The sequence below is a fragment of the Okeania sp. SIO2C9 genome (genome assembly GCF_010672455.1).
Classification (GTDB): domain Bacteria; phylum Cyanobacteriota; class Cyanobacteriia; order Cyanobacteriales; family Microcoleaceae; genus Okeania.
Genome location: NZ_JAAHGO010000074.1, coordinates 1 through 19,648 on the forward strand (window position 1 = coordinate 1; position 19,648 = coordinate 19,648).

18 protein-coding genes are annotated in these 19,648 nt (G+C 34.8%); 9 read left to right on the forward strand and 9 right to left on the reverse strand.

Annotated elements, in window-relative coordinates; all coding sequences use genetic code 11:
• Window positions 1–202: 202 nt before the first annotated feature.
• Window positions 203–556 carry a hypothetical protein gene (locus F6K23_RS32665; protein WP_293163987.1) on the reverse strand — a complete coding sequence of 118 codons (354 nt, stop codon included), beginning with the start codon at window positions 554–556 and terminating at the stop codon, window positions 203–205.
• Window positions 546–890 carry a hypothetical protein gene (locus F6K23_RS32670; RefSeq protein ID WP_293163990.1) on the reverse strand — a complete coding sequence of 115 codons (345 nt, stop codon included), beginning with the start codon at window positions 888–890 and terminating at the stop codon, window positions 546–548. The genes F6K23_RS32665 and F6K23_RS32670 overlap by 11 nt, the downstream gene beginning before the upstream one ends.
• A gap of 290 nt (window positions 891–1,180) precedes the next feature.
• On the opposite strand from F6K23_RS32670, the gene F6K23_RS32675 reads away from it, so the two are divergent.
• The 6 genes from F6K23_RS32675 (at window position 1,181) to F6K23_RS32700 (ending at window position 5,681) form a co-directional block, all read left to right on the forward strand.
• Window positions 1,181–2,218 (forward strand): ABC transporter substrate-binding protein, encoded by a 1,038-nt coding sequence (locus F6K23_RS32675; RefSeq protein ID WP_293163993.1) that lies wholly within the window; start codon window positions 1,181–1,183, stop codon window positions 2,216–2,218.
• A 414-nt stretch (window positions 2,219–2,632) separates the two neighbouring features.
• A complete protein-coding gene (locus F6K23_RS32680) occupies window positions 2,633–3,205 on the forward strand; it encodes a TerD family protein (RefSeq protein ID WP_293163996.1) in 573 nt (190 codons plus the stop codon).
• 232 nt (window positions 3,206–3,437) lie between these two features.
• Window positions 3,438–3,560: a hypothetical protein gene (locus tag F6K23_RS32685; RefSeq protein WP_293163999.1), complete on the forward strand. Its 123-nt coding sequence runs from the start codon at window positions 3,438–3,440 to the stop codon at window positions 3,558–3,560.
• Between the two features lie 88 nt (window positions 3,561–3,648).
• Window positions 3,649–4,260, forward strand: a complete 612-nt coding sequence (locus tag F6K23_RS32690; RefSeq protein ID WP_293164001.1) for a cyclopropane-fatty-acyl-phospholipid synthase family protein — start codon at window positions 3,649–3,651, stop codon at window positions 4,258–4,260.
• Between the two features lie 22 nt (window positions 4,261–4,282).
• The gene (locus F6K23_RS32695; protein ID WP_293164003.1) at window positions 4,283–4,483 is read left to right on the forward strand and encodes a hypothetical protein; all 201 of its coding nucleotides are present in this window, start codon (window positions 4,283–4,285) and stop codon (window positions 4,481–4,483) included.
• A gap of 37 nt (window positions 4,484–4,520) precedes the next feature.
• A complete protein-coding gene (locus F6K23_RS32700; RefSeq protein ID WP_293164005.1) occupies window positions 4,521–5,681 on the forward strand; it encodes an endonuclease NucS domain-containing protein in 1,161 nt (386 codons plus the stop codon).
• Between the two features lie 90 nt (window positions 5,682–5,771).
• Here the strand turns inward: F6K23_RS32700 and F6K23_RS32705 are convergent, their stop codons facing one another.
• The 5 genes from F6K23_RS32705 to F6K23_RS32725 form a co-directional block, all read right to left on the reverse strand.
• Window positions 5,772–6,074, reverse strand: coding sequence for a XisI protein (locus F6K23_RS32705; RefSeq protein ID WP_293164066.1), 303 nt, complete (start codon window positions 6,072–6,074; stop codon window positions 5,772–5,774).
• A gap of 320 nt (window positions 6,075–6,394) precedes the next feature.
• The gene (locus F6K23_RS32710; RefSeq protein ID WP_293164007.1) at window positions 6,395–7,033 is read right to left on the reverse strand and encodes a transaldolase family protein; all 639 of its coding nucleotides are present in this window, start codon (window positions 7,031–7,033) and stop codon (window positions 6,395–6,397) included.
• Between the two features lie 144 nt (window positions 7,034–7,177).
• A complete protein-coding gene (locus tag F6K23_RS32715) occupies window positions 7,178–7,837 on the reverse strand; it encodes a vancomycin high temperature exclusion protein (protein ID WP_293164011.1) in 660 nt (219 codons plus the stop codon).
• Between the two features lie 439 nt (window positions 7,838–8,276).
• The gene (locus tag F6K23_RS32720; RefSeq protein ID WP_293164013.1) at window positions 8,277–8,570 is read right to left on the reverse strand and encodes a hypothetical protein; all 294 of its coding nucleotides are present in this window, start codon (window positions 8,568–8,570) and stop codon (window positions 8,277–8,279) included.
• Window positions 8,571–8,573: 3 nt separating this feature from the next.
• Window positions 8,574–9,764 (reverse strand): quinone-dependent dihydroorotate dehydrogenase, encoded by a 1,191-nt coding sequence (locus F6K23_RS32725; protein ID WP_293164014.1) that lies wholly within the window; start codon window positions 9,762–9,764, stop codon window positions 8,574–8,576.
• Window positions 9,765–10,315: 551 nt separating this feature from the next.
• Between F6K23_RS32725 and F6K23_RS32730 the strand changes: the two genes are divergently transcribed.
• The 3 genes from F6K23_RS32730 (at window position 10,316) to F6K23_RS32740 (ending at window position 17,961) form a co-directional block, all read left to right on the forward strand.
• A complete protein-coding gene (locus tag F6K23_RS32730; protein WP_293164017.1) occupies window positions 10,316–13,324 on the forward strand; it encodes a GAF domain-containing protein in 3,009 nt (1,002 codons plus the stop codon).
• A 273-nt stretch (window positions 13,325–13,597) separates the two neighbouring features.
• Window positions 13,598–15,775 carry a hypothetical protein gene (locus tag F6K23_RS32735; RefSeq protein WP_293164020.1) on the forward strand — a complete coding sequence of 726 codons (2,178 nt, stop codon included), beginning with the start codon at window positions 13,598–13,600 and terminating at the stop codon, window positions 15,773–15,775.
• 1,163 nt (window positions 15,776–16,938) lie between these two features.
• Window positions 16,939–17,961, forward strand: a complete 1,023-nt coding sequence (locus tag F6K23_RS32740; RefSeq protein WP_293164022.1) for a DUF3179 domain-containing protein — start codon at window positions 16,939–16,941, stop codon at window positions 17,959–17,961.
• Here F6K23_RS32740 and F6K23_RS32745 read toward each other — a convergent pair.
• Window positions 17,948–18,250 (reverse strand): hypothetical protein, encoded by a 303-nt coding sequence (locus F6K23_RS32745; protein ID WP_293164024.1) that lies wholly within the window; start codon window positions 18,248–18,250, stop codon window positions 17,948–17,950. The genes F6K23_RS32740 and F6K23_RS32745 overlap by 14 nt on opposite strands.
• 172 nt (window positions 18,251–18,422) lie before the next feature.
• Window positions 18,423–19,607: an AAA family ATPase gene (locus tag F6K23_RS32750; RefSeq protein WP_293164026.1), complete on the reverse strand. Its 1,185-nt coding sequence runs from the start codon at window positions 19,605–19,607 to the stop codon at window positions 18,423–18,425.
• Between the last annotated feature and the right edge of the window lie 41 nt (window positions 19,608–19,648).

Genomic DNA, 19,648 nt, shown 5'->3' on the forward strand with positions numbered 1-19,648 from the left:
AGTTATTTTATAGATGTGAAATAAGCGCTAAGATGGCAAGATAAATTTGTTTATATAGATACTATTTTTCTGCTAGTTATTAATAGTAAGTATCTCAAACACCTATTCTGGTGTACAAAGTAACTACCTTTGCGATTTTGCGATAACCTCCGGTTAAGCGTACGCTATCGCGATTCTAAAGGTAGTGATAGTAGGACTTTGGTTATTTTCGGAGATGTCTAATGATATATACAGTAGTACCACCAATAGGAGGCAAAAACAAATGTAAATCTGGGCGCGTTACCAACTCCGGAAACATTCCACCCATTTGTTGAAACAACACCCGACGCAAGTCACTTTCTTCCACATTTAGTCGTTTTGCTACCCCAGGCAAATACCAAACCGGGTCGATCGCTGCTTTTGTTACCAATAAATTACCATTATCTTTAACAATATTGCCATCAACTTTCAATACACCCCTAGCAACAGCATCCTGTAATTCTGGCATATTAATATTTGCCTTCGTCACTGCAATAGTAGGTCGGATATCATATCCTTGTTCATAGTTAAGATGCAAATACTTCTTCCACCACTGCCCCCAAAGGATCGAGACAGACAATTTTATCGGGGTCATGCCAACTCGGATGAGGTCCAATGCGTTCTGCTGGAGCAGTATTTGTTAAATCAGCACGGTGACTTGATTGTAGTTTACCAGAAGCGATCGCCAAAGCACGATAAACACCATAGGAACCAGAGTGAGTACCAATCACATTACGATGGTTAGGATTACTCAAAGACCCTATTACAGGTCCTCGCTCTATGGGGTCTTGAGCGCCCCACTGCACGGAAATTGGTTTTTTGTCGGCAGGACCGGGATGAGATGTTAATACAATATGTTTATGCTTTGCCATTTTTTCTTAACTTTAAGATAATAATTATATTATTTGTTTTGATGAAAATCAGCATAGCATAATTCAACAAAAAACAACTTCAAGCAGATTTAGCATTGCGAAAATAATGTGAAATTATATTACATAAGTATCGCCTATAATGTATAATATCCTATAACTCAAATGAACATTTATATAGTCATATAATGTGACTTCTTAGATTAGTATTTAAATAAATATTAGTCGTAAGTATTCAGCCGTCAGCTATCAGCTACTGAAAACTGATAACTTTTAACTGTTAACTGAAAAAAATGAATTATATTAATCGTCGTCAATTTATTCAGTATAGTAGCCTCGCTATTAGTACCAGCATATTAACAAGTTGTGCTACTCCTAATAACTCCAACTCTACTGCTAAAAATAATAAAAATCTTGACACAGTAACCTATGGAACTAATTGGTATGCTCAAGCAGAACATGGAGGTTTTTATCAAGCAATTGCTACAGGAATTTATGAAGATTATGGTTTAGAAGTTACTATTAGAATGGGAAATGCTCAAGTAAATGGAACTCAGCTATTAGTAGGGGGAGGAATTGACTTTTTTATGGGGTCTAGTCTAGAAGCAATTCGCTCTGTAGAAGCTGGAATTCCTACCATTACAGTTGCAGCTATTTTCCAAAAAGACCCTCAAGTATTAATTGCTCATCCAGGAGTAGGAAATGACTCTTTAGAACAACTAAAAAACAAGCCAATTTTAGTATCATCTTTAGCTGAAAAAGGCTATTGGCAATTTCTCAAAACTAAGTTTGGTTATCAAGATGACCAGAGACGTCCTTATAATTCTAGTGTAGTTCCGTTTTTAGTAGATAAAAATGTAATTCAGCAAGGTTATCTGACATCTGAACCTTTCACAATCCAGCAAAAAGGAGGCTTTGAACCAGTAGTTATGTTATTAGCAGATGCTGGCTATAAACCTTATGCGACTACTATAGAAACAACAAAAGAAATGTTAGAAAAAAATCCCGATTTAGTCGAGAGATTTGTCCATGCTTCTATCAAAGGTTGGTATAGTTATTTAGAAAATCCTGAACCGGCAAATCAATTAATTAAAAAAGATAACCCAGAAATGAAAGATGATTTATTAGCTTATAGTTTAGAAAAAATGAAAAAATATGGTATTATTATTTCTGGAGATGCTTCCACAAAAGGTATCGGTGCTATGACAGACGAACGCTGGAAATTGTTCTTTGATAGTGTAGTAGAAGCAGAAATAATTAAGCCAGATACTAATTATCAAGAAGCTTTTACTTTACAATTTGTTAATCAGGGAGTAGAAGCATATAAGTAATTCAACAATTAATCATTAATCATTAGACATCTCCTGATACATCTCCTAAAAATTATAGCGATCGCCATGACTTTATTTGGCATATCAACAGCTTAAAACTTAGAAAACGCCAGATTTTTCCTTTTTTATTCTTCCTTATGTTGTAGATAACTAAACGCCCTCTTCCTTCTGTATTCTGCTATATTAGGATTGGCGAACAGAGTTTTTTGTTGATTTATTTCTGCTTTAAAACAGAGGCTTTAAACCTTAATTATCCGGTAAAAAATACTGGAAAATTAATATTATATCAACAAATGAATATCGCCAAACCCAAAATAGTTAAAGACTCAGTTGATCACCTAATATACTAATTTTTATCAATAGTATTTACTGTATAATATAAATGAGCAAACAAAATTACGCAAGAGGTAAATTATGTCTATTAATCTCAGCAAAGGTGAAAGAGTAAATCTTTCCAAAGAATCTCCCAATTTGAAGCAAGCAGGTATTGGCTTGGGATGGGATGTAAATACTACAGACACAGGGTCAGCATTTGACTTAGATGCTTCTGTATTTATGTTAGGAGCTAATGGAAAAATTCCTGAAGAAAAATACTTTGTTTTCTACAATAATCTCATCTCACCAGATAGTTCAGTTAAACATTCAGGAGATAGTAGAACAGGAGAAGGTTCTGGAGATGATGAACTAATAGAAATTGATTTAACAAAAGTAAATCCAGCCATTCAAGAAATAATTTTTGTAGTGACTATCCATGAAGCAGATGCCAGGAGACAAAACTTTGGACAAGTTAGAAATTCTTTTATTAGAATCTACGATATTACCACCGAAGAAGAAGTAGCTAAATATGAATTAGAAGAAGATTTTTCACGAGAAACAGCTCTAGAATTTGGCAGACTTTATCGCAAAGATAATGATTGGAGATTCCAAGCTGTCGGACAAGGTTATAACTCTGGTTTACAAGGATTTGTCGATAAATATGCTTCTTAGCTTAAATTGTAGATAAAATTAGGTAATAGTAGCCCATAAGTTTTTTTAAGTCTTGACTAGATAGTTTTAGTTAGTGTAACTCTAGGAAACTAATATAGGCAACTCTAACCCTAAATTGAATTGCAAAGACTTTGAGTGTTTAATCATCGGCCCGCAAGTTTTGTCCCACCAGCAGGAATGTATCTTTATACAAATTTTTCTCACTTAAAGGGCAGAATTACTTTTAGAAGAAATGAAAAAATGTTCTCCTAATCCTCAGCAAATATCCCTGGATAGAAATAGTTTCTTTCCAGACAAAGGAGTTGTTAGTAAACTTCTCCAAGAAGGGATTCGTGGTAATAAGTTAAAACGGTAACAAAGTATAATTCAGAATGAAGAATTCAGAATGAAGAATTGGTAAATTTACCTTTTTTAATTCTAAATTCTAAATTCTCAATAAACTAATGTCAAATTTTTCAGTAATTGATAGCTTTAATCAAGGTTACTTTAATAGCAAAGATATAGATTTGTTTTACCAAAGAGTATCAGGAAAACATACTCATTGTGGCATATTTGAACATCCTGATGAAGATTTGCATATAGCTAAGAAGCGAACTACAGAATACATGGCATCTCTATTAAAAATAGACAGTAATAGTCACTTGCTTGATTTAGGTTCTGGGTATGGTGGATCAGCAAGATACTTAGCTGAAAAGTATGGTTGTCAAGTATCTTGTTTGAATCTCAGCGAAGAGCAAAATGCGATTAATATTGAACGTAATCAAGAACAAAAATTTAGCAATCTAATTAATGTATACCAAGGTAGTTTTGAAAATTTACCCTTTCCTGACTCTACATTTAATGCAGCTTGGGCACAAGATTCTTTTTTCTACAGTGATACTCAATTACAAGCTTTTAGGGAAGCACATCGAGTTTTAGTCAAAGGCGGTGAATTTTTGGCTTGTACCTATTTCTTCAGTGGCGATCGCCCTTCAGACACAGACGTGAATCAGGTTAATGAACTGGTATACAGGAGGAATTCACAAAGTATATTTCTTGCATATAGACGAGTATAGAAAAGTTGCCAAGGAAATTGGAATGTATGAAGTTCAAGTTATTGAATTAACAGAAAATATTTCCCTAAACTATTTACAACTATTGCAAAAAAATCAAGCTGAAGAACAGCTATGGAGTCAAGAATTTTTTAATAAAAAAAAGCAACGGTTATTAGATTGTTGTGAAATGGGTAAAAGTGGCTTAATTCAATGGGGAATATTGCATTATCGGAAAGAAAGTTAGAACAATAATTACCTCAAAATTTTAGATTCAATTAAATATGTTAACCAACGCATCTTTAATCAAAACCGGTTCTGGTTGGGAATTTGTCAGTGAAGAAATTTTAGAGGATTTTCTTTATGAAAATTTGGAAAAATTACTCGGTTTAAATGTCTTAGACAGACAATATATTGTTAATAATCAAAGATGCGATATTTTGGCAGTCGATAGTCATAAAAATTTAGTAATTTTAGAATTAAAAAATGTTGAGGATAAGGGAATAGTTCAACAGTTGACTCGTTATTATGATGCTTTATTAGGCGAGCAACCTTTTAGTGAGAAAGTAGATTATCAGCAACCTGTAAGATTAATAGCAATTACTCCTAATTTTCATCGAGATAATTTTACAGATAGAAAATATCATACTCTTGATTTTCAGTTTCTAGAGTTTTCTGTGATTGAAAATGAGGATAAGTTTTATCTCAGTTTGAAAGATGTCGATAATGGGAAGATTTCAAAGACAATTATTCCATATCAAGAATTAGAAAATGATTTAGATTTACCTACTCCACCTACAGCACTTTTGAAACTTGTAAATAATTGTGATTCTCCACAGCAAGAAAAGATTTTTAGGATTCGACAGAAAATTTTGAGGTTTAATCCTAAAATTCAGGAATTTGCTTCTGCTGGCAGTATTAAATACGGAAGTGGTAGTGGCAAAAGTAGTAAATTTTGTGCTGAATTTTGTTCTTATAAAGATGAAATAATATTGTTTCTTTGGCTGCCATATAAAGGTGGTGAAAGTTCAAGAATTGGTAGAGCAAGAATTTGGACAGATTGGCAAGATAAAGCTTTGATTGAAGGTTATGTTTCAAGTGGAATAGGAACAGAAATTAATCGACATAAAAGGAGCATTCAAAAATTAATAGAAGCAATTGAAAGAGGAGGAGATTTTTATCAATTTATACTTGGTAAATATATCTGCAGTTTACCAATAAAAAAAAGTACAACCAATCAATATATTAAGGAGGTTAATAAAATTCTTAGATATATTAAACACTCAAAATCTCTCACCTGCGAAGATATTATACTATTTAATTATCATAAAAAACTGTGGGAAGCCAGAATAGGAACAGAATTCAAACCTAACGTTTTAGATTATTACAAATCTCTAGACTCATTAATTGACTTAGTATTAGAAAAATGGTTAGCAAGACTTTGAATATAACTACAATTAAATCTGATAAAAAAATATTTAACTTGAAGAAAAACATCCAGTAGATACAAATCTAGATACCTAAAGTAATCATTATTAATTAATAGCAAATTCGGTTAAACTACGTTTATATGGAGCATGAAATCCTAAGAAAATATCTTTTTGAGGAACTCCAGCAGTTATTAATTGATTAGCAATTCCGATTTCTGTTCCATCTCTTTGAATCCATATTTTATTATCTCTTAAGTCAACATGAATAATCACACCATAGATTCTTTTTTGTTCTTTCCAGCCTATATTTAAGACTTGGTAATGATGGCGTTTTGTGTCAAAGAGAAGTTGAATTTCTGTGCTATTTTTTCCATGATTGACTGAATGTTGGGTGAGAATATCTTGGATAAGTTAAGAATAATTTATTCTTTCCATAATACGACGCTTAGGGGTGGGATGAATATAAGTAGGGTAGTCAGGATGCCTACCTGAAAATATTAGGAACGGCAAAATATTAGGAACGGCAAAATATTAGGAACGGCAAAATATTAGGAACGGCAAAATATTAGGAACGGCAAAATATTAGGAACGGCAAAATATTAGGAACGGCAAAATATTAGGAACGGGCAAGATGCCCATTCCACAAAACACAAAACTATTAAAATCATCCCGTATTTATGTAATGCTTCAATTTCAGCTTCCTCCTACAAATATCTTCTAATCGCCAATTAATACATAATTCCCTTACCTTTTTCATTAAACTCTTTAAAAGTTTGCTCTGATAATTCCTGGGTCGTCATTGCTTGCAAAACTGGAAATGGTAATGTCAGATGATTAGCACCTGCTAATAAAGTGGCCACAGCTTCATCAGGAGATTTTACACTTGCTGCTAAAATTTCTGTACCGCTACCCTGCACTACCTCCGCCATTTCTCGTACCAACTTTAAACCATCTCCCAATAGTCTTGTTGCCCGATTAACATAAGCGATCGCATATTTAGCACCCCCTTCTACAGCTACTACTGCTTGAGAGGGATGATATATTCCAGTTACAGAACAGCTAATTTCTCGAGACAAATGAGATAGCACTTGAAAACCAGTCGCAGTTGCCGGAATTTTCAGAACTATTTTATGACCAATTAATTTCGATGCAGCTTTCGCTTCTGCCATCATGTCATCAAAATGAGTAGCAGTAAGTTGGTAATATAATTCTCCAGAAACAATTTCTGAAAGTTCCTTTAATGTAGCTTCTGGAGACAGATCGCTTTTTACTAACAAAGTAGGGTTAGTTGTCACACCAGATATCCAACCAAATTTACTGGCAACTCTAGCTTCTGTTACTATTGCTGAATCAAGATAAAGAACCATTTTTTTCTCCTATTAAAATTAATCTGGAAAGTCTGAAGCTAATGGCTAATAGCTGACGACTGTTTGCGCAGCATTCCGGAGGAAGTGCTTACTTCTAAATGCCTAATTCCCAATTCTAAATTCTAAATTCTAAATTCTAAATTCTTAACTAATTCCCTCAAAAGGTCCTAAAAAAGTAGGGCGAGGGCGAGTAATATGAACTTCTAACAATGCTTTTAAGACTGCCAAAAGTTCGCGGAGAGAATAACGTCTCATAGAATCATTTCTAAACTTTCCCCAATCTGGTGTACCTAAACCTGTAGCATCTACTCCCAGTTGACGACAGGTATAAACCGCACGAGGTAAATGATAACGTTGAGTTACTAAAACTGCTTGGGTAATGCCAAATATTTCTTTAGCACGATAACAACTTTCATAAGTACTGAAACCAGCATAATCTAAAGTAATATCATCAACAAATACACCACGGGAAATTGCATATTCTTGCATTGCTTTCACTTCATTATAATCAGGAGTACCATTGTCACCAGTCATCAAAATTTTTTTAACACTACCAGTTTTGTACAAGTTAACAGCTCCTTGTACTCGGTCAGCTAACATTGGTGTGGGAGTACCATCTTCCCATACTCCTGCCCCAAAAACTATAGCAATAGGTTGCTCTGGCACATCTTCCGGGTTTTTGTATCGATATTTGCTTGTCGCTATTCTGACATAAACGTTTAAAGCTAGAGGAATTAGTAGCATTGTTAATATTAAGACTAGAAAAATTAAGCGTTGATTGAGTAAAAATAATTTAGGTAACATAATTAAGAATTAGGTTTTAGGTTTTAGGTTTTAGGTGGTAGGTTTTATATCAAATTCTGAGAATTTAAGTAAGGTTTGCCGATCAAATATTAAAGCACTGACCGATAAAGGTTTTATATCATGTTCGGTTGAATACTTATAAATAACTGTTGTGAGGAGTCAGGAGTCAGGAGGGAAGAAAGCAGGAGGGAAGAAAGCAGGAGGGAAGAAAGGAGGAATACATAGAAAATATTGGAGAAAAGCATTGATAATTTCAGTATTTCTTTGGTACTGTCGGTACCCGGAGTCCTTAAATTTTATTATAACTTACCCGTCCGAACATGATATTAGCCTTTTTTGAGCAAAAAAAAAGTGCAAAATTTTCAGCTGGAGTGACCAAAAAGTTAGGATAAAAAGGCATACAAGCATAGCAAGCATAGATAGAAAGATACAAGCACAATTATTCCTCCCACACTCCCCACCCTCCCCACACTACCCACACTTCCCACACTCCCCACCCTCCCCACACTTCCCACACTCCCCACCCTCCCCACACTCCCCACCCTCCCCACACTCCCCACACTTCCCACACTCCCCACACTTCCCACACTCCCCACCCTCCCCACACTCCCCACACCCCCCACACTCCCCACACTTCCCACACTTCCCACCCTCCCCACACTTCCCACACTCCCCACCCTCCCCACCCTCCCCACACTCCCCACACCCCCCACACTCCCCACACCCCCCACACTCCCTAATCCCTATTCCCTTTGTGTGCCAAACCAATTGCTTCAGAAATAGAATTTAATCCTCTTTCATCTAACTTTTGCAGTAATCCTTGGAGAATTTGTTTGACCATTCCTGGTCCTTGATATACCCATCCTGTGTAAACTTGAATTAGACTTGCCCCCGCAGTAATTTTATCCCAAGCATCTTCTACAGTAAATATACCCCCTACACCAATAATTGGTAATTTTCCTTGAGTTTCTTGCCAGATAAATTTTATTATTTCCGTCGATCTTTGAGTTAATGGTGCGCCACTAATTCCACCTGCTTCTTCACTGACAAGTTTACCAGTTTTGGCAATAATTTTAGTTTTTAATTCATCACGGGAAATAGTTGTATTAGTGGCAATAATTCCAGAGATTTGATATTGTTTAATTAGGTCTAGTATTGAAGCGATCGCTTCTTTTTCTAAATCTGGTGCAATCTTAACTAAAATTGGCTTAATACCTTGATTTTCTGCTTGTAAATCCGCTAAAATGTTACTTAAATTTTCAGCATTTTGCAAGGAACGTAGCCCTGGAGTATTAGGAGAAGAAACATTGACTACAAAATAATCACCCCAATCTTTTAACAACTTAAAACTACCTAAATAATCTGTTGCTGCTGCCTCTAAAGAGGTTATCTTGGATTTACCAATATTTATACCATAAGGAAAAAAATTCGGATAAAAAGAATAATTATTCTCCTGTAATCTGAGAGCCTCTGGAATATTTTTTCCTTGAGATTGTAATCTCATAGCTAAAGCAGCAGCACCTTGATTATTAAATCCCATTCTATTCAAAACAGCTCGATCCATTGGCAAACGAAATAATCTTGGTTGAGGATTTCCCTGTTGTTCATGAAGAGTAACTGTACCAAGTTCAGCAAACCCAAAACCTAATTGAGGCCAGCCATTAATGGCCACACCATCTTTATCAAATCCTGCGGCTAAACCCACGGGATTTTTAAAGTTTAATCCCCATAAAGTTTGTTCTAGGCGAATATCCTCAAAACATAAAGATTTTTGCATTATTGCCTGCAACCCACTAGTTAGTTTACTGGAGGAGTTAGTATCCATAAAACTGAGAATATTTAGGACTTGATGATGTACCCATTCTGGATCAGCTTTTAATCCAGAAAATAGAGTCGGAAGTATGACAGAGCGATAAATATTTAACACTTGATTCTAAATAGTAGTTGACAATTAAAAACTAAAAATGAAAACTCAAATTTTTATAAGGTATAAGGTATAATCTTGGAATGACAAGACTCTTTTTAATCAAAGCACACTAATTAATTCTCGATCATCAATATATCATTTAGATCGAGTTAGCTGGAATACTACTGATAAATAAAGGAAACAGCAGTAAGAGTAGAGATATGCAAGGTCTCAACAGGAGAATTTCATACAATCTCTCTTTCTCATCAGCAAAAACAAAATATTTTATTGATAACGGCTTATCTAAAATTGATATTAAATCGTATTTACAGATTTAGCGAACAAAAAATTAATACTTATTAGTCAAAAATATTGAGAATATGATGTCCAGTTGAATGCTGATAAATAAACAGTAATAGGAGGTGCCGAATATGGGTTATGAGGGCAGAAATAAAGTAAGAGACCATAGGAATAGAAAGTTTTTGACCACTAGCTAACTAATTAAGCTGACATACTATAATTTATTTCTTTTCTTCTCAAAATAACTATTAAATAATCAGGATTATCCATCGATGTTCAAAAAAAATGAAGCCGAAAAAAATCATAATAATCTGATTGCTTTAGAAAGTATAATTAGAGCAATTAGAGAAGAAGAAGATTTAGATTTCCTCATGAAAAAAGTTATAAATTATCTTCAGTCAGAATTTGATTGTTGTTTGATTTGGGTATGTTTGTACGACAGATTAGCAAATAAAATAGTAGGCAAAGGTGGAATTACTCCCAATGGTGAAATTTCTGCTCTAAAACAAAAATTCACCATAAGTCATGGAGATATATTAGAACAAGTATTCATGGAAAGAAAAGCAATTAAAGTTTCTGACTTAAGGGCAGAAAAGCAAGTTGGAGAATGGGTAAAAATAGCACAAACATATCATATTAAAGGTACAATTTTCTTTCCCATACATTACAAAGAAAAATGTTTTGGTATTGCGTTAATGGGTTCACAAGAGTGGGGAAGCTCTTTAGAATCAGAAGAAAAAGCACTACTATCTTTAATCTGGGGTGAACTAGGGCAAACATTACAAAAAATAGAAAAAGAATGGCAACATCAACAAGCAAAACGATCTGATGAACCAATACTCTCATTACTATCTCAACTAGGAAAATTAACGACTTTAGATCAACGCCTCGAAACAGTTGCAGAAATAACTCATCAATTTTTACAGCCATCCCGCACAAATATTTACTGGTATTATCCTAATGGACGCTATTTTTGGCGTCGTGCGAGTAATCATCAAGTAATAGTAGAATGGAGCGACTTTAAACGTCCTGCTTCTGGTATTACATTGCAAGATTTAGGTAAATTCTATCATGTACTATTAGCAGGACAAATTGTTTGCATTGGAGAATATTACACTTCTGTAGACAGCGATATTACTCGCAGATTAATCCGACAAATTAGAGCTGCTTCTGTATTAGCAGCACCAATTATCTTAGAAGACGAACTATTAGGATTTATTGCTGTAGAAGAACAACACAACCGTCCATGGCAAGATGATGAAAAAAACTATTTGCAAGGGGTAGGTCAACTGCTAGCTTTAACTTCTCCCCTCTCAGAAATGCAGGACAAAATTCGTCAAGCTAAACTAGACCAGACTTTAACTGCAGGTATCACTCGCGCTATTTACGGTGATGATGATTGGCACAAAACCCTAAAAACAACGGCAGAAAAAATATCTCAGCGCTTAGGTGCTAAATATTTTATGTTAGCAATCCGCAACAGAGGGCAGTTTGAAGTTGTTTATCAAAATCATTCTACTCAAAGTCGAACAGTCAAAACTTCTCTACCCCCCCTCAGTAAGGAAGATATGACCTTGCTAGGACAAAACACTGAAGTAGTAGGAATTGAAAATTGGTCAGAAAGTCATATATTAAATGCTTGGCAGGAAGATTTTGAGAAACTTGGAGTACGTTCTCTTCTGTTGTGCAGCACAATAGGAGCTGGGAAAAAGGAACAAGAAGAATCTATTACAAAGAATCAAGGCGATCGATATAACCAACCCGAAGGACTCGTAATTATTGGTTATGAAACCCCTCGCACCTGGAATCGCAATGAACGAGAATTAGTGCAAATTGCCAGTCAACAGTTAGGTTTTCTCCTGCATCAAAGACATATTAATCAGCTCATAAACAAGCAGCAGCAATATACGCAATATCTTCAGTCTGGTTTAACTACTTTACAACCAACCACAATACTTGCAAATTCAACAAAAGTATTGATTAACTCTTCCAACTCCTTATTATTGCAAGAAGTGAAAAATTTGGAACCAGTTGGAGAACTGAGTGTATTAGGAAATTTATCCCTAGACCGTCTAGAAGGAAAGTTTCTCGAATTTATTGCTCAAGCAATTGTGGCAATAGCAGAGATTAACCCGCAAACTATTCCCCTAGTTGCTTTAATTACCTGGTATCCATTATCACAAGCAGGTAGAGTTATGAGCTATAGTTATCCTGAGTGTCATATTACTAGCACTGACAAAATTTCGATTCCAGTTCGTACTGATTCTTGGATTCAACAAATAATTTCTACAAATGGTTGGTTGCATCTGAGTGTGAGTGATGTACCAGCAAAAACTTTACGGTGGCTCAATATTCTTGATAGCGGTCAGGTCGTAGCAACTGCTTTGCGTACTGCTATTGAACATCAACCGACTGGTATATTGTTAATTGCAGACCCTCACAAAATTTTATGGCAAAAAACAGAACTGCCACAACCACATTCTCCTACTGAAACTCTGAAAAATTTATTGACTCATTTGGTTAATCAGTTTGCATGGTCGCGTCGCTATTTAATAGTAAAGACTACTTTGGAATCTCAGCGAGAGGAACTAGAGTGGTTGAATTGGTATAAACAAAGGCGTTTAGAAGAACTTTACCGTACTGTGGGTTCTGGTTTTAAACAGTTAAGTGAATTGCATTATACTCCATCAGAAAATCCGGTCCAACAAAAAAATGTATTGACAAATCTACGTTATCAGCAATTACTAAGGCAAATTGGGAATGTGTTATCGTCTACTACTTCATTATTGAAACAAGAAAAATGGCGTTTACAAGCAAATTTTGATGTTGTCTCTGTAGCTAATTTGTTAAGGCGATCGCTCATTCGCATTGATTCCCAAGTAAAAAAAAGACAACTGCAATTAGAAGTCCATCGGGAAGGAAATTTGAATATTTATGGAGATATTATTAAATTAGAATTAGTTGTTTACGAGCTTTTGATTAGTGCCTGTAGTCGTTCTCAAACAGGAGGAAAAATCGATATTAAATGCCAAACTTTAGATGAAGAATGGCTAGAAATTTCTATTCTTGATGCAGGTAAGATTAGCTCAAAATTAATTACAGAATTTAACTCCGCTTCTATCCCAGATGTATTAGAACCTTCTCCCTTGGTTTCACCTCCAGGCAAGCATTTAATTATCTGTCGGCGAGTAATTCAACAAATGGGAGGAGAGCTGGAGTTAAATTTACAAGAAAGTGGTTTAGTAGAAAGTAAGTTACTTTTACCCTTAGCTCACCTTTGATTTCTACAAACTTTTCCTCCCTCCTCTACAAAATTTGATATTTATATCATGTCCGTTTAATAGGGTGATAAAAAACTTCCTTCTTCTTCCCTCCTGAGGACTGACTCCTGAGGACTGACTCCTTCATCATTATTTATAAGTATTCAACCGGACATGATATTACTTATAATCCTGACAAGTGTTAGAATGAATTAAAATTAAAACTAATTCCCATAATTGAAAAAGATCAATTCAGACTCTTTGGCCTATTAGTAAAAATTAAAAATCTTAGCTATGACTGACAAATACCAAGCAAAAAATGTAGCTCAACTTATTTATACTACAGCTATTAGTGTAATTGAAGACTGTACCAGTAAAATTTTTTCTAATCTTTTAGATTCTCATATTATTCAATTTAAAAGCCATTCAAATATTCTGAATACCACAGAGAGTAAACAACTAAAAGCAGCAATTAAACAGTTATATAGTAATTATAAAAAACAGCAAATATTACCATTACACATTGCCAACATAGATTTTATTATTGCTAGAGAAGAGTATGCTAATCATCAAATAGAGCAAGCATTAAATAAATTTAAAAATAGCCTATTAATCTGGGGAAAAAGTACAAAAGTTTTACCAGGAGAAGCAGTCACTCAACAAATCAATGAAAGATTAGAAAAAATAGGAATTGTCCTCTTTTATATCGGATTATGTTACGATCATCAAGGCAATTTAAACATTCCAGTAGAACAAAAAAAGAATTATTGGCAACAAGCACAAAATAATTTTCAGCAAAGCTTAGATTTATTTGCTCAAATAGACCGACAAGAATTAGTAGCTAAATTTATCATTCAGCAAGGTGAAGTTCTAAAAAAATTAGAAGCATGGAGCGATTTATACAAGCTTGCTCAACGCGCTTTAGAACTACATTTAACTTACGGTACAGAAGAGGAAATTGCTCAAGATTACGGATTTTTGGCTGAGGCAGCAATGCACGAGTCAAAATGGGACCATGCTAGTCAATTAGCAGAATTAGCAGTTGCCATTCAAAATCAATCTATGGCAAATCCTCTAGAAATTGCACAATATCAGAATTCTTATTTCTCAATTTTAAATGAATCTCAAAATAATTTAGAAGAGTGGCAAGCTACTGTTAATCAACTAGAAAAAGCGCGACGACAAACAAGCCCCCATCATGATTTACACTCTTATATTTCCATACTAAAAGCATTAAAAAAGCTTTATTTTGACCAAGACCAATATGGAAAATCTGCCAGAATCAAAGAAGAACAATTACGAGTTGAGCATCAATATGGATTAAAGGCTTTTATGGGAATAAATCCATTACAACCACAACAAAACTCTGATAATAGTCCGATAATTCCTAGAGAAATTAAAGTTTCCGGTCGTCTAGAAGACGTGAATAATTTAGTGGCAAGAATCAAAAGCCAGAACCATAAACTAATAGTTATACATGGTGTCTCTGGTGTGGGTAAAAGTTCTTTAATTAATTCTGGGTTAATACCTACTCTACTCGCAGAAAATTCAGAAGATAATCAAGCAATTTCACCCATACTACTACGAGTTTATACAGATTGGATGAGAAATTCTGACTCTGCAACTTGGAATCTAGAATATGTACTAGAAACATTGCGTAAAAAACATCAAAAAAATAATTTAAAAGTATTAATTTTAGACCAGTTTGAAGAGTTATTTACTGTCTGTCCCAAACCAGCTCAAAGACTACCACTTTATCAATTTTTATATGAATGTTTAAGCTTGAATTTTGTCAAAGTAGTTTTATCTATCCAAACAGATTACTTACATTACTTATTAGAATGCGATCGCCTGACAAACTTAGAAGCAGTAATTAACTATCAAATTTTATCTAAGGAAATTCTTTACTACATAAGTAATTTTGATCCAAATCATAGTCAAGAAATTATCAAAAACTTAATTGAACCTGCTCAATTAAATTGGGAGCCAGATTTAATTTCTCAAGTAGTAAAAGATTTAAGTTCAGCAGATAATACAGTAAGTCCGATGGAATTGCAAGTAGTAGGCACTGGACTTCAAGAAGAAGCAATTACAACTATTGAAGCATATCATAAATTAGGAAATAATCCCATCCAAAAACTTACAATGAACTTTATAGATGGAGTAATAAAAGATTGTGGTTTTCTGAACGGACGAACAGCAATATCTGTCTTATACTTATTAACAAATGAACATGGTACTCGCCCGCTAAAAACTCGTGCTGAATTAGCATCAGAATTATTAATGGAAGCCAATAAACTAGATTTAGTTTTAGATGTATTAGTTGCTCGAGGATTAGTTTTATTGCTGCCAGATTTACCAGAAGATAGCTATCAATTAGCTCATAATTATTTAATTCCTTTAGTTCGAGAACAGAAACAGGAAGGAGAAAAACCAATGTCTGAATTTGAATTTGAAAGGGATATGATGTAATATCAAGTCCGTTCATTAATTGATAATTGATAATGGATAATTGATAATTACCTCTGGTTAAAACCGCTACGGAATTGAATATAAGGAAATATTATTTCTTCTCTTGGTCGATTGGATATGGTTAGGAAACCCATCCATCCCTCGACCGCTTTTTTCCCCTTAAAAGGGGAGGCTTTAAACCAGAATTATTTAATTACTAATTATTAATTATTAATAATTCGGTAATATCGGTATAAATATTTTTAAGGTAGGAGTCAGGAGTCAGGTAGGGGAGCCGTCGGATTGGCGACGTACAGGAGTCAGGAGGGAAGAAAGAGGAAGAGAAGAAGAAAGTTTTCTATCACTAATTATCTGGAAATAATCTCAGGATAGAAAACAGTTATAAAGATTAGGTAATGGTGAAGAAGGAGAATGTTTTTATAGCTAATTAAATGGATTTGATATTATTTGACAAAAGACAAAAATAACAAATCCATTTTTAGATCGATCTATTACTTTTATATCTAGATAGATGCGAGTTGATTAGATAAACGACTTTCAAAAAGTGTAATACCAATTGGAAAAAAATAAGATTACCTAGTAATTAAGGTTTAAAGCCTCTTCTTTGAAGAAGAAATAAAGATAAAAAATACTTTTCACCAATCCTATCCATTTTCAGAAGAAGTAATTGTCAATTATTAATTGTTGAACATTTATTTATAAGTATTCAAATTGACATAATCTAATTATTTATCTTAACTTCATTTTTAACTCAGTTTAATTTAAGGTATATACACCATTCTTAAAATTGAAAATATTGTAATTTGACAAAATAAAGTAAGGTAAAAAATCCTGATAATTCTCAAGAAAATATTTAAACTCCAATATCAATAAACGAAACTGTTAAAAAGATTATAGCAGTCGTTATTACTGTATTTGACATATAAAAAGCTTAAAACTCAGACAATGCAAAATTTTTCCTTCTTATATCATATCCGGTAGCATCGTTTGTGTATAGAATAAAGTCACAATTGGAAAAAATCTCTCTGCCTTCCTTCCACCAAAATATAAGTATTCAAGCGGACGATATTACTTCTTCCTTCTTCCTTCTTCCTTCTTCCTTCTTCCTTCTTCCTTCTTCCTTCTTCCTTCTTACTTCTTCCTTCTTCCTTCCTTATTGAATTATGAAAAAACTAGCTAAAATCATCCTCAATACTGCTTTATTTGCTAGCTTGGGATTGACTTCTATAGTCATACAAGCAGGTAGCTGGGATAACTTTAAACTACGCTATTTTTATCTCACACAATATCTAAATAATCAAGATATAGAACTCCAAGATATTCAAGCACAAAATCTCGATCCTCAGAAATATAGTCGAATTAATTTAGCTGAACTTTTGAATGGCGGACCGCCACAAGATGGTATTCCTTCTATTGATAATCCGAAATTTGATACAGCCACAACAACACCTTTTTCCAGTAATGAAACAGTAATTGGTATAGAAATAAACGGTGAAGCAGTTGCTTATCCTTTTGGCATTATGAATTGGCATGAAATTGTTAATGATACAGTAGGAGCAATGAACATTACTGTTTCTTATTGCCCTCTTTGTGACACGATAATCGCATTTGAACGTGGCAATACAACTTATGGAGTTTCTGGCAAACTTTATCAAAGTTGTTTAGTTATGTACGACCGCTCTAATGATACTCTTTATTCTCAACCTTGGGCTATTGGTGTTCTTGGTCGGAATGTTAACAGTAATTTGAATAGAATTTCTGCCATTAAAACTACTTTAAAAAATTGGTTAGCAGCACATCCTAATAGTAAAATTTTATCTACAAAAACAGGTTATAAACGTGACTATTTTAACTATCCCTACGGCAGTTACTATACTGATACAATGTTGATTTTTCCAGTCAGAAATCAAGACAAAATCAACCAACATCCCAAAGCTATTATTAGCTATGTTTGGGAAGCAGACCGAGAAACACCTCAAAATTATTTTTCAGGTAGTAGTGTTCAGTTTTTACACTCAGAAATTAAGCAACTAAAAGAAAAAACTGTAGAATTTAATGGGCGAAAAATTCGTGCTAAATGGGATAGTCAAATGCAAACAGTTATTGTTGAAGAATTCGATGGTACAACTATTCCTAGTTCCACCGCTTTCGCCTTTGTTTATCCAGCATTTTTTACACAGGAATAGCCATGTAGGGGCGAATGGCATTCGCCCTCAAATGTGGGATGATTTTAATAGTTTTGTGTTTTATGGAATGAGCATCTTGCCCGTTCCCGTTCCTGATATTTGCCCATTCTTGAGTCAATAGTCCAGACCCTATATATAGTGCCTTTGCGTAAGTCCTAAAGATGAAAAAGATGGCATACTCCTCAAGAGTCATCTTAAGATGACTTAAACTATTAGCCAAGGATTTAAATCCTTGGTGAGCTATGTCATCCGCCAAGAAATAAATTTCTTGGATCAAAGCAGAAGTCATCTAAAGATGACTAGAGATAGCTAATTTATTATGGCTAATTAATGAGACTTGATGAGTAAGGAAGGCAGAAGAAAGAAGGGAAAAAAGATTTGAAGGGAGAAGTTTTTTCGGTCGCGTAAGCGGAACGGAGTTCTATCGCTAATTATCAGGACATGATATTCATTAGAGAATGCTAAATCCTAAGCCGCAAAAAGTCACAGAAACTCCAATGATACAGACCATAACAGATTTCTCCCCCAATTTCTTGCTGATGTAAAAATTCTACCCAACTTTCCAGCACTTCCTCCACATCATATTCATCAACATCTATAAATTGAGCGATCGCCTCCACAGAAACTGCTTCTTCTTCCTCAACCAACACTTTCAACACTCCTAACTCAATTTCTGACAAACCCTCACCCCCCATTTTTTCCCACAAACCCTGATAATATTCCTCTAAATCTGCCGTAAGGACGTTCCATGGAACCTTCCAAGGGCGAATGCCATTCGCCCCTACAGTCGTCTCCCTCCCTTCCAAAAAGAGGTTAGAATTCCGGTCCCCCTCTTCCCAAGGGGGGTTAGGGGGGATCTCACCCAAAAACCAACTCAAATACATAAAATTATTCCCACTCTCAACCACCAACTCTCGACAAAACTCTGCCTCACTCAAATAATTTTCAGCAACCCAAGATTTAATATTTGCTCCCACTCCCGGAATTGCCAAATAATGCTCAATATATGCTCGTGCATCTTCCCGGTTTTGTTCTGGATATTCTTCTAAATTCAGTGTTTCGGCAGGAGTTTCAATTAATAAACCAGACTTTGCTCTCAAAAATGGTCTGCGAGCGAGGAGGAAATAGACTTGTTTCGGCAAATATCTGGGCAAGTAGAATATATTGGAGTCTCGTGGTTGACTTTGGGGGTCGAGGTAGTCGCATCCATCCACAACTACGATTAATTTTTCCTCTGCTGTCAGGTTGTCGCTAATTTTCTGGAGTAATAGGGATAGATACCAACTGCCTTCCGTAACATTGTCGGGAAGGGAGGGGTTTTGGTTGTCTATTTTTTGGATGAGTTGGGTGCATAAGGTTATGAGAAATTCGTCAGCGCGGTTTTTGCCCTCAACTTCCGCAGTGTAATAAACTGTTTGGGGGTTTTGGATGGTGTAGTTGGCAAGGATGGCACTTTTACCGCTACCGGGGGAACCGATGAGAGTGAAGTAACCGTGGTTGTGGTTTTGGAGGAAGTTGTTGATGGTGGTGGAGATGAGGGAGCGATCGACATAATTTTCGGTTTTTTGTCGAATGTATTGTTGAAATATTGTTGGGTAGGGGGTGCTTTGAGTTAGAAGTTGAGGTTGGTTGTTTATAATAGTCATTGCGAGCGGAACGGAGTGTAGAGAAGCAATCTCAGGAGTTT

Excerpts from the sequence above, each read along its gene's own strand:
- F6K23_RS32730 (WP_293164017.1), top strand. The coding sequence starts at position 10,316 with ATGTTCAAAAAAAATGAAGCCGAAAAAAATCATAATAATCTGATTGCT.
- F6K23_RS32735 (WP_293164020.1), top strand. The coding sequence starts at position 13,598 with ATGACTGACAAATACCAAGCAAAAAATGTAGCTCAACTTATTTATACT.
- F6K23_RS32675 (WP_293163993.1), top strand. The coding sequence starts at position 1,181 with ATGAATTATATTAATCGTCGTCAATTTATTCAGTATAGTAGCCTCGCT.
- F6K23_RS32745 (WP_293164024.1), bottom strand. The coding sequence starts at position 18,250 with ATGACTTCTGCTTTGATCCAAGAAATTTATTTCTTGGCGGATGACATA.
- F6K23_RS32680 (WP_293163996.1), top strand. The coding sequence starts at position 2,633 with ATGTCTATTAATCTCAGCAAAGGTGAAAGAGTAAATCTTTCCAAAGAA.
- F6K23_RS32685 (WP_293163999.1), top strand. The coding sequence starts at position 3,438 with ATGAAAAAATGTTCTCCTAATCCTCAGCAAATATCCCTGGATAGAAAT.
- F6K23_RS32710 (WP_293164007.1), bottom strand. The coding sequence starts at position 7,033 with ATGGTTCTTTATCTTGATTCAGCAATAGTAACAGAAGCTAGAGTTGCC.
- F6K23_RS32670 (WP_293163990.1), bottom strand. The coding sequence starts at position 890 with ATGGCAAAGCATAAACATATTGTATTAACATCTCATCCCGGTCCTGCC.
- F6K23_RS32690 (WP_293164001.1), top strand. The coding sequence starts at position 3,649 with ATGTCAAATTTTTCAGTAATTGATAGCTTTAATCAAGGTTACTTTAAT.
- F6K23_RS32700 (WP_293164005.1), top strand. The coding sequence starts at position 4,521 with ATGTTAACCAACGCATCTTTAATCAAAACCGGTTCTGGTTGGGAATTT.
- F6K23_RS32740 (WP_293164022.1), top strand. The coding sequence starts at position 16,939 with ATGAAAAAACTAGCTAAAATCATCCTCAATACTGCTTTATTTGCTAGC.
- F6K23_RS32750 (WP_293164026.1), bottom strand. The coding sequence starts at position 19,607 with ATGACTATTATAAACAACCAACCTCAACTTCTAACTCAAAGCACCCCC.
- F6K23_RS32695 (WP_293164003.1), top strand. The coding sequence starts at position 4,283 with ATGTATGAAGTTCAAGTTATTGAATTAACAGAAAATATTTCCCTAAAC.
- F6K23_RS32715 (WP_293164011.1), bottom strand. The coding sequence starts at position 7,837 with ATGTTACCTAAATTATTTTTACTCAATCAACGCTTAATTTTTCTAGTC.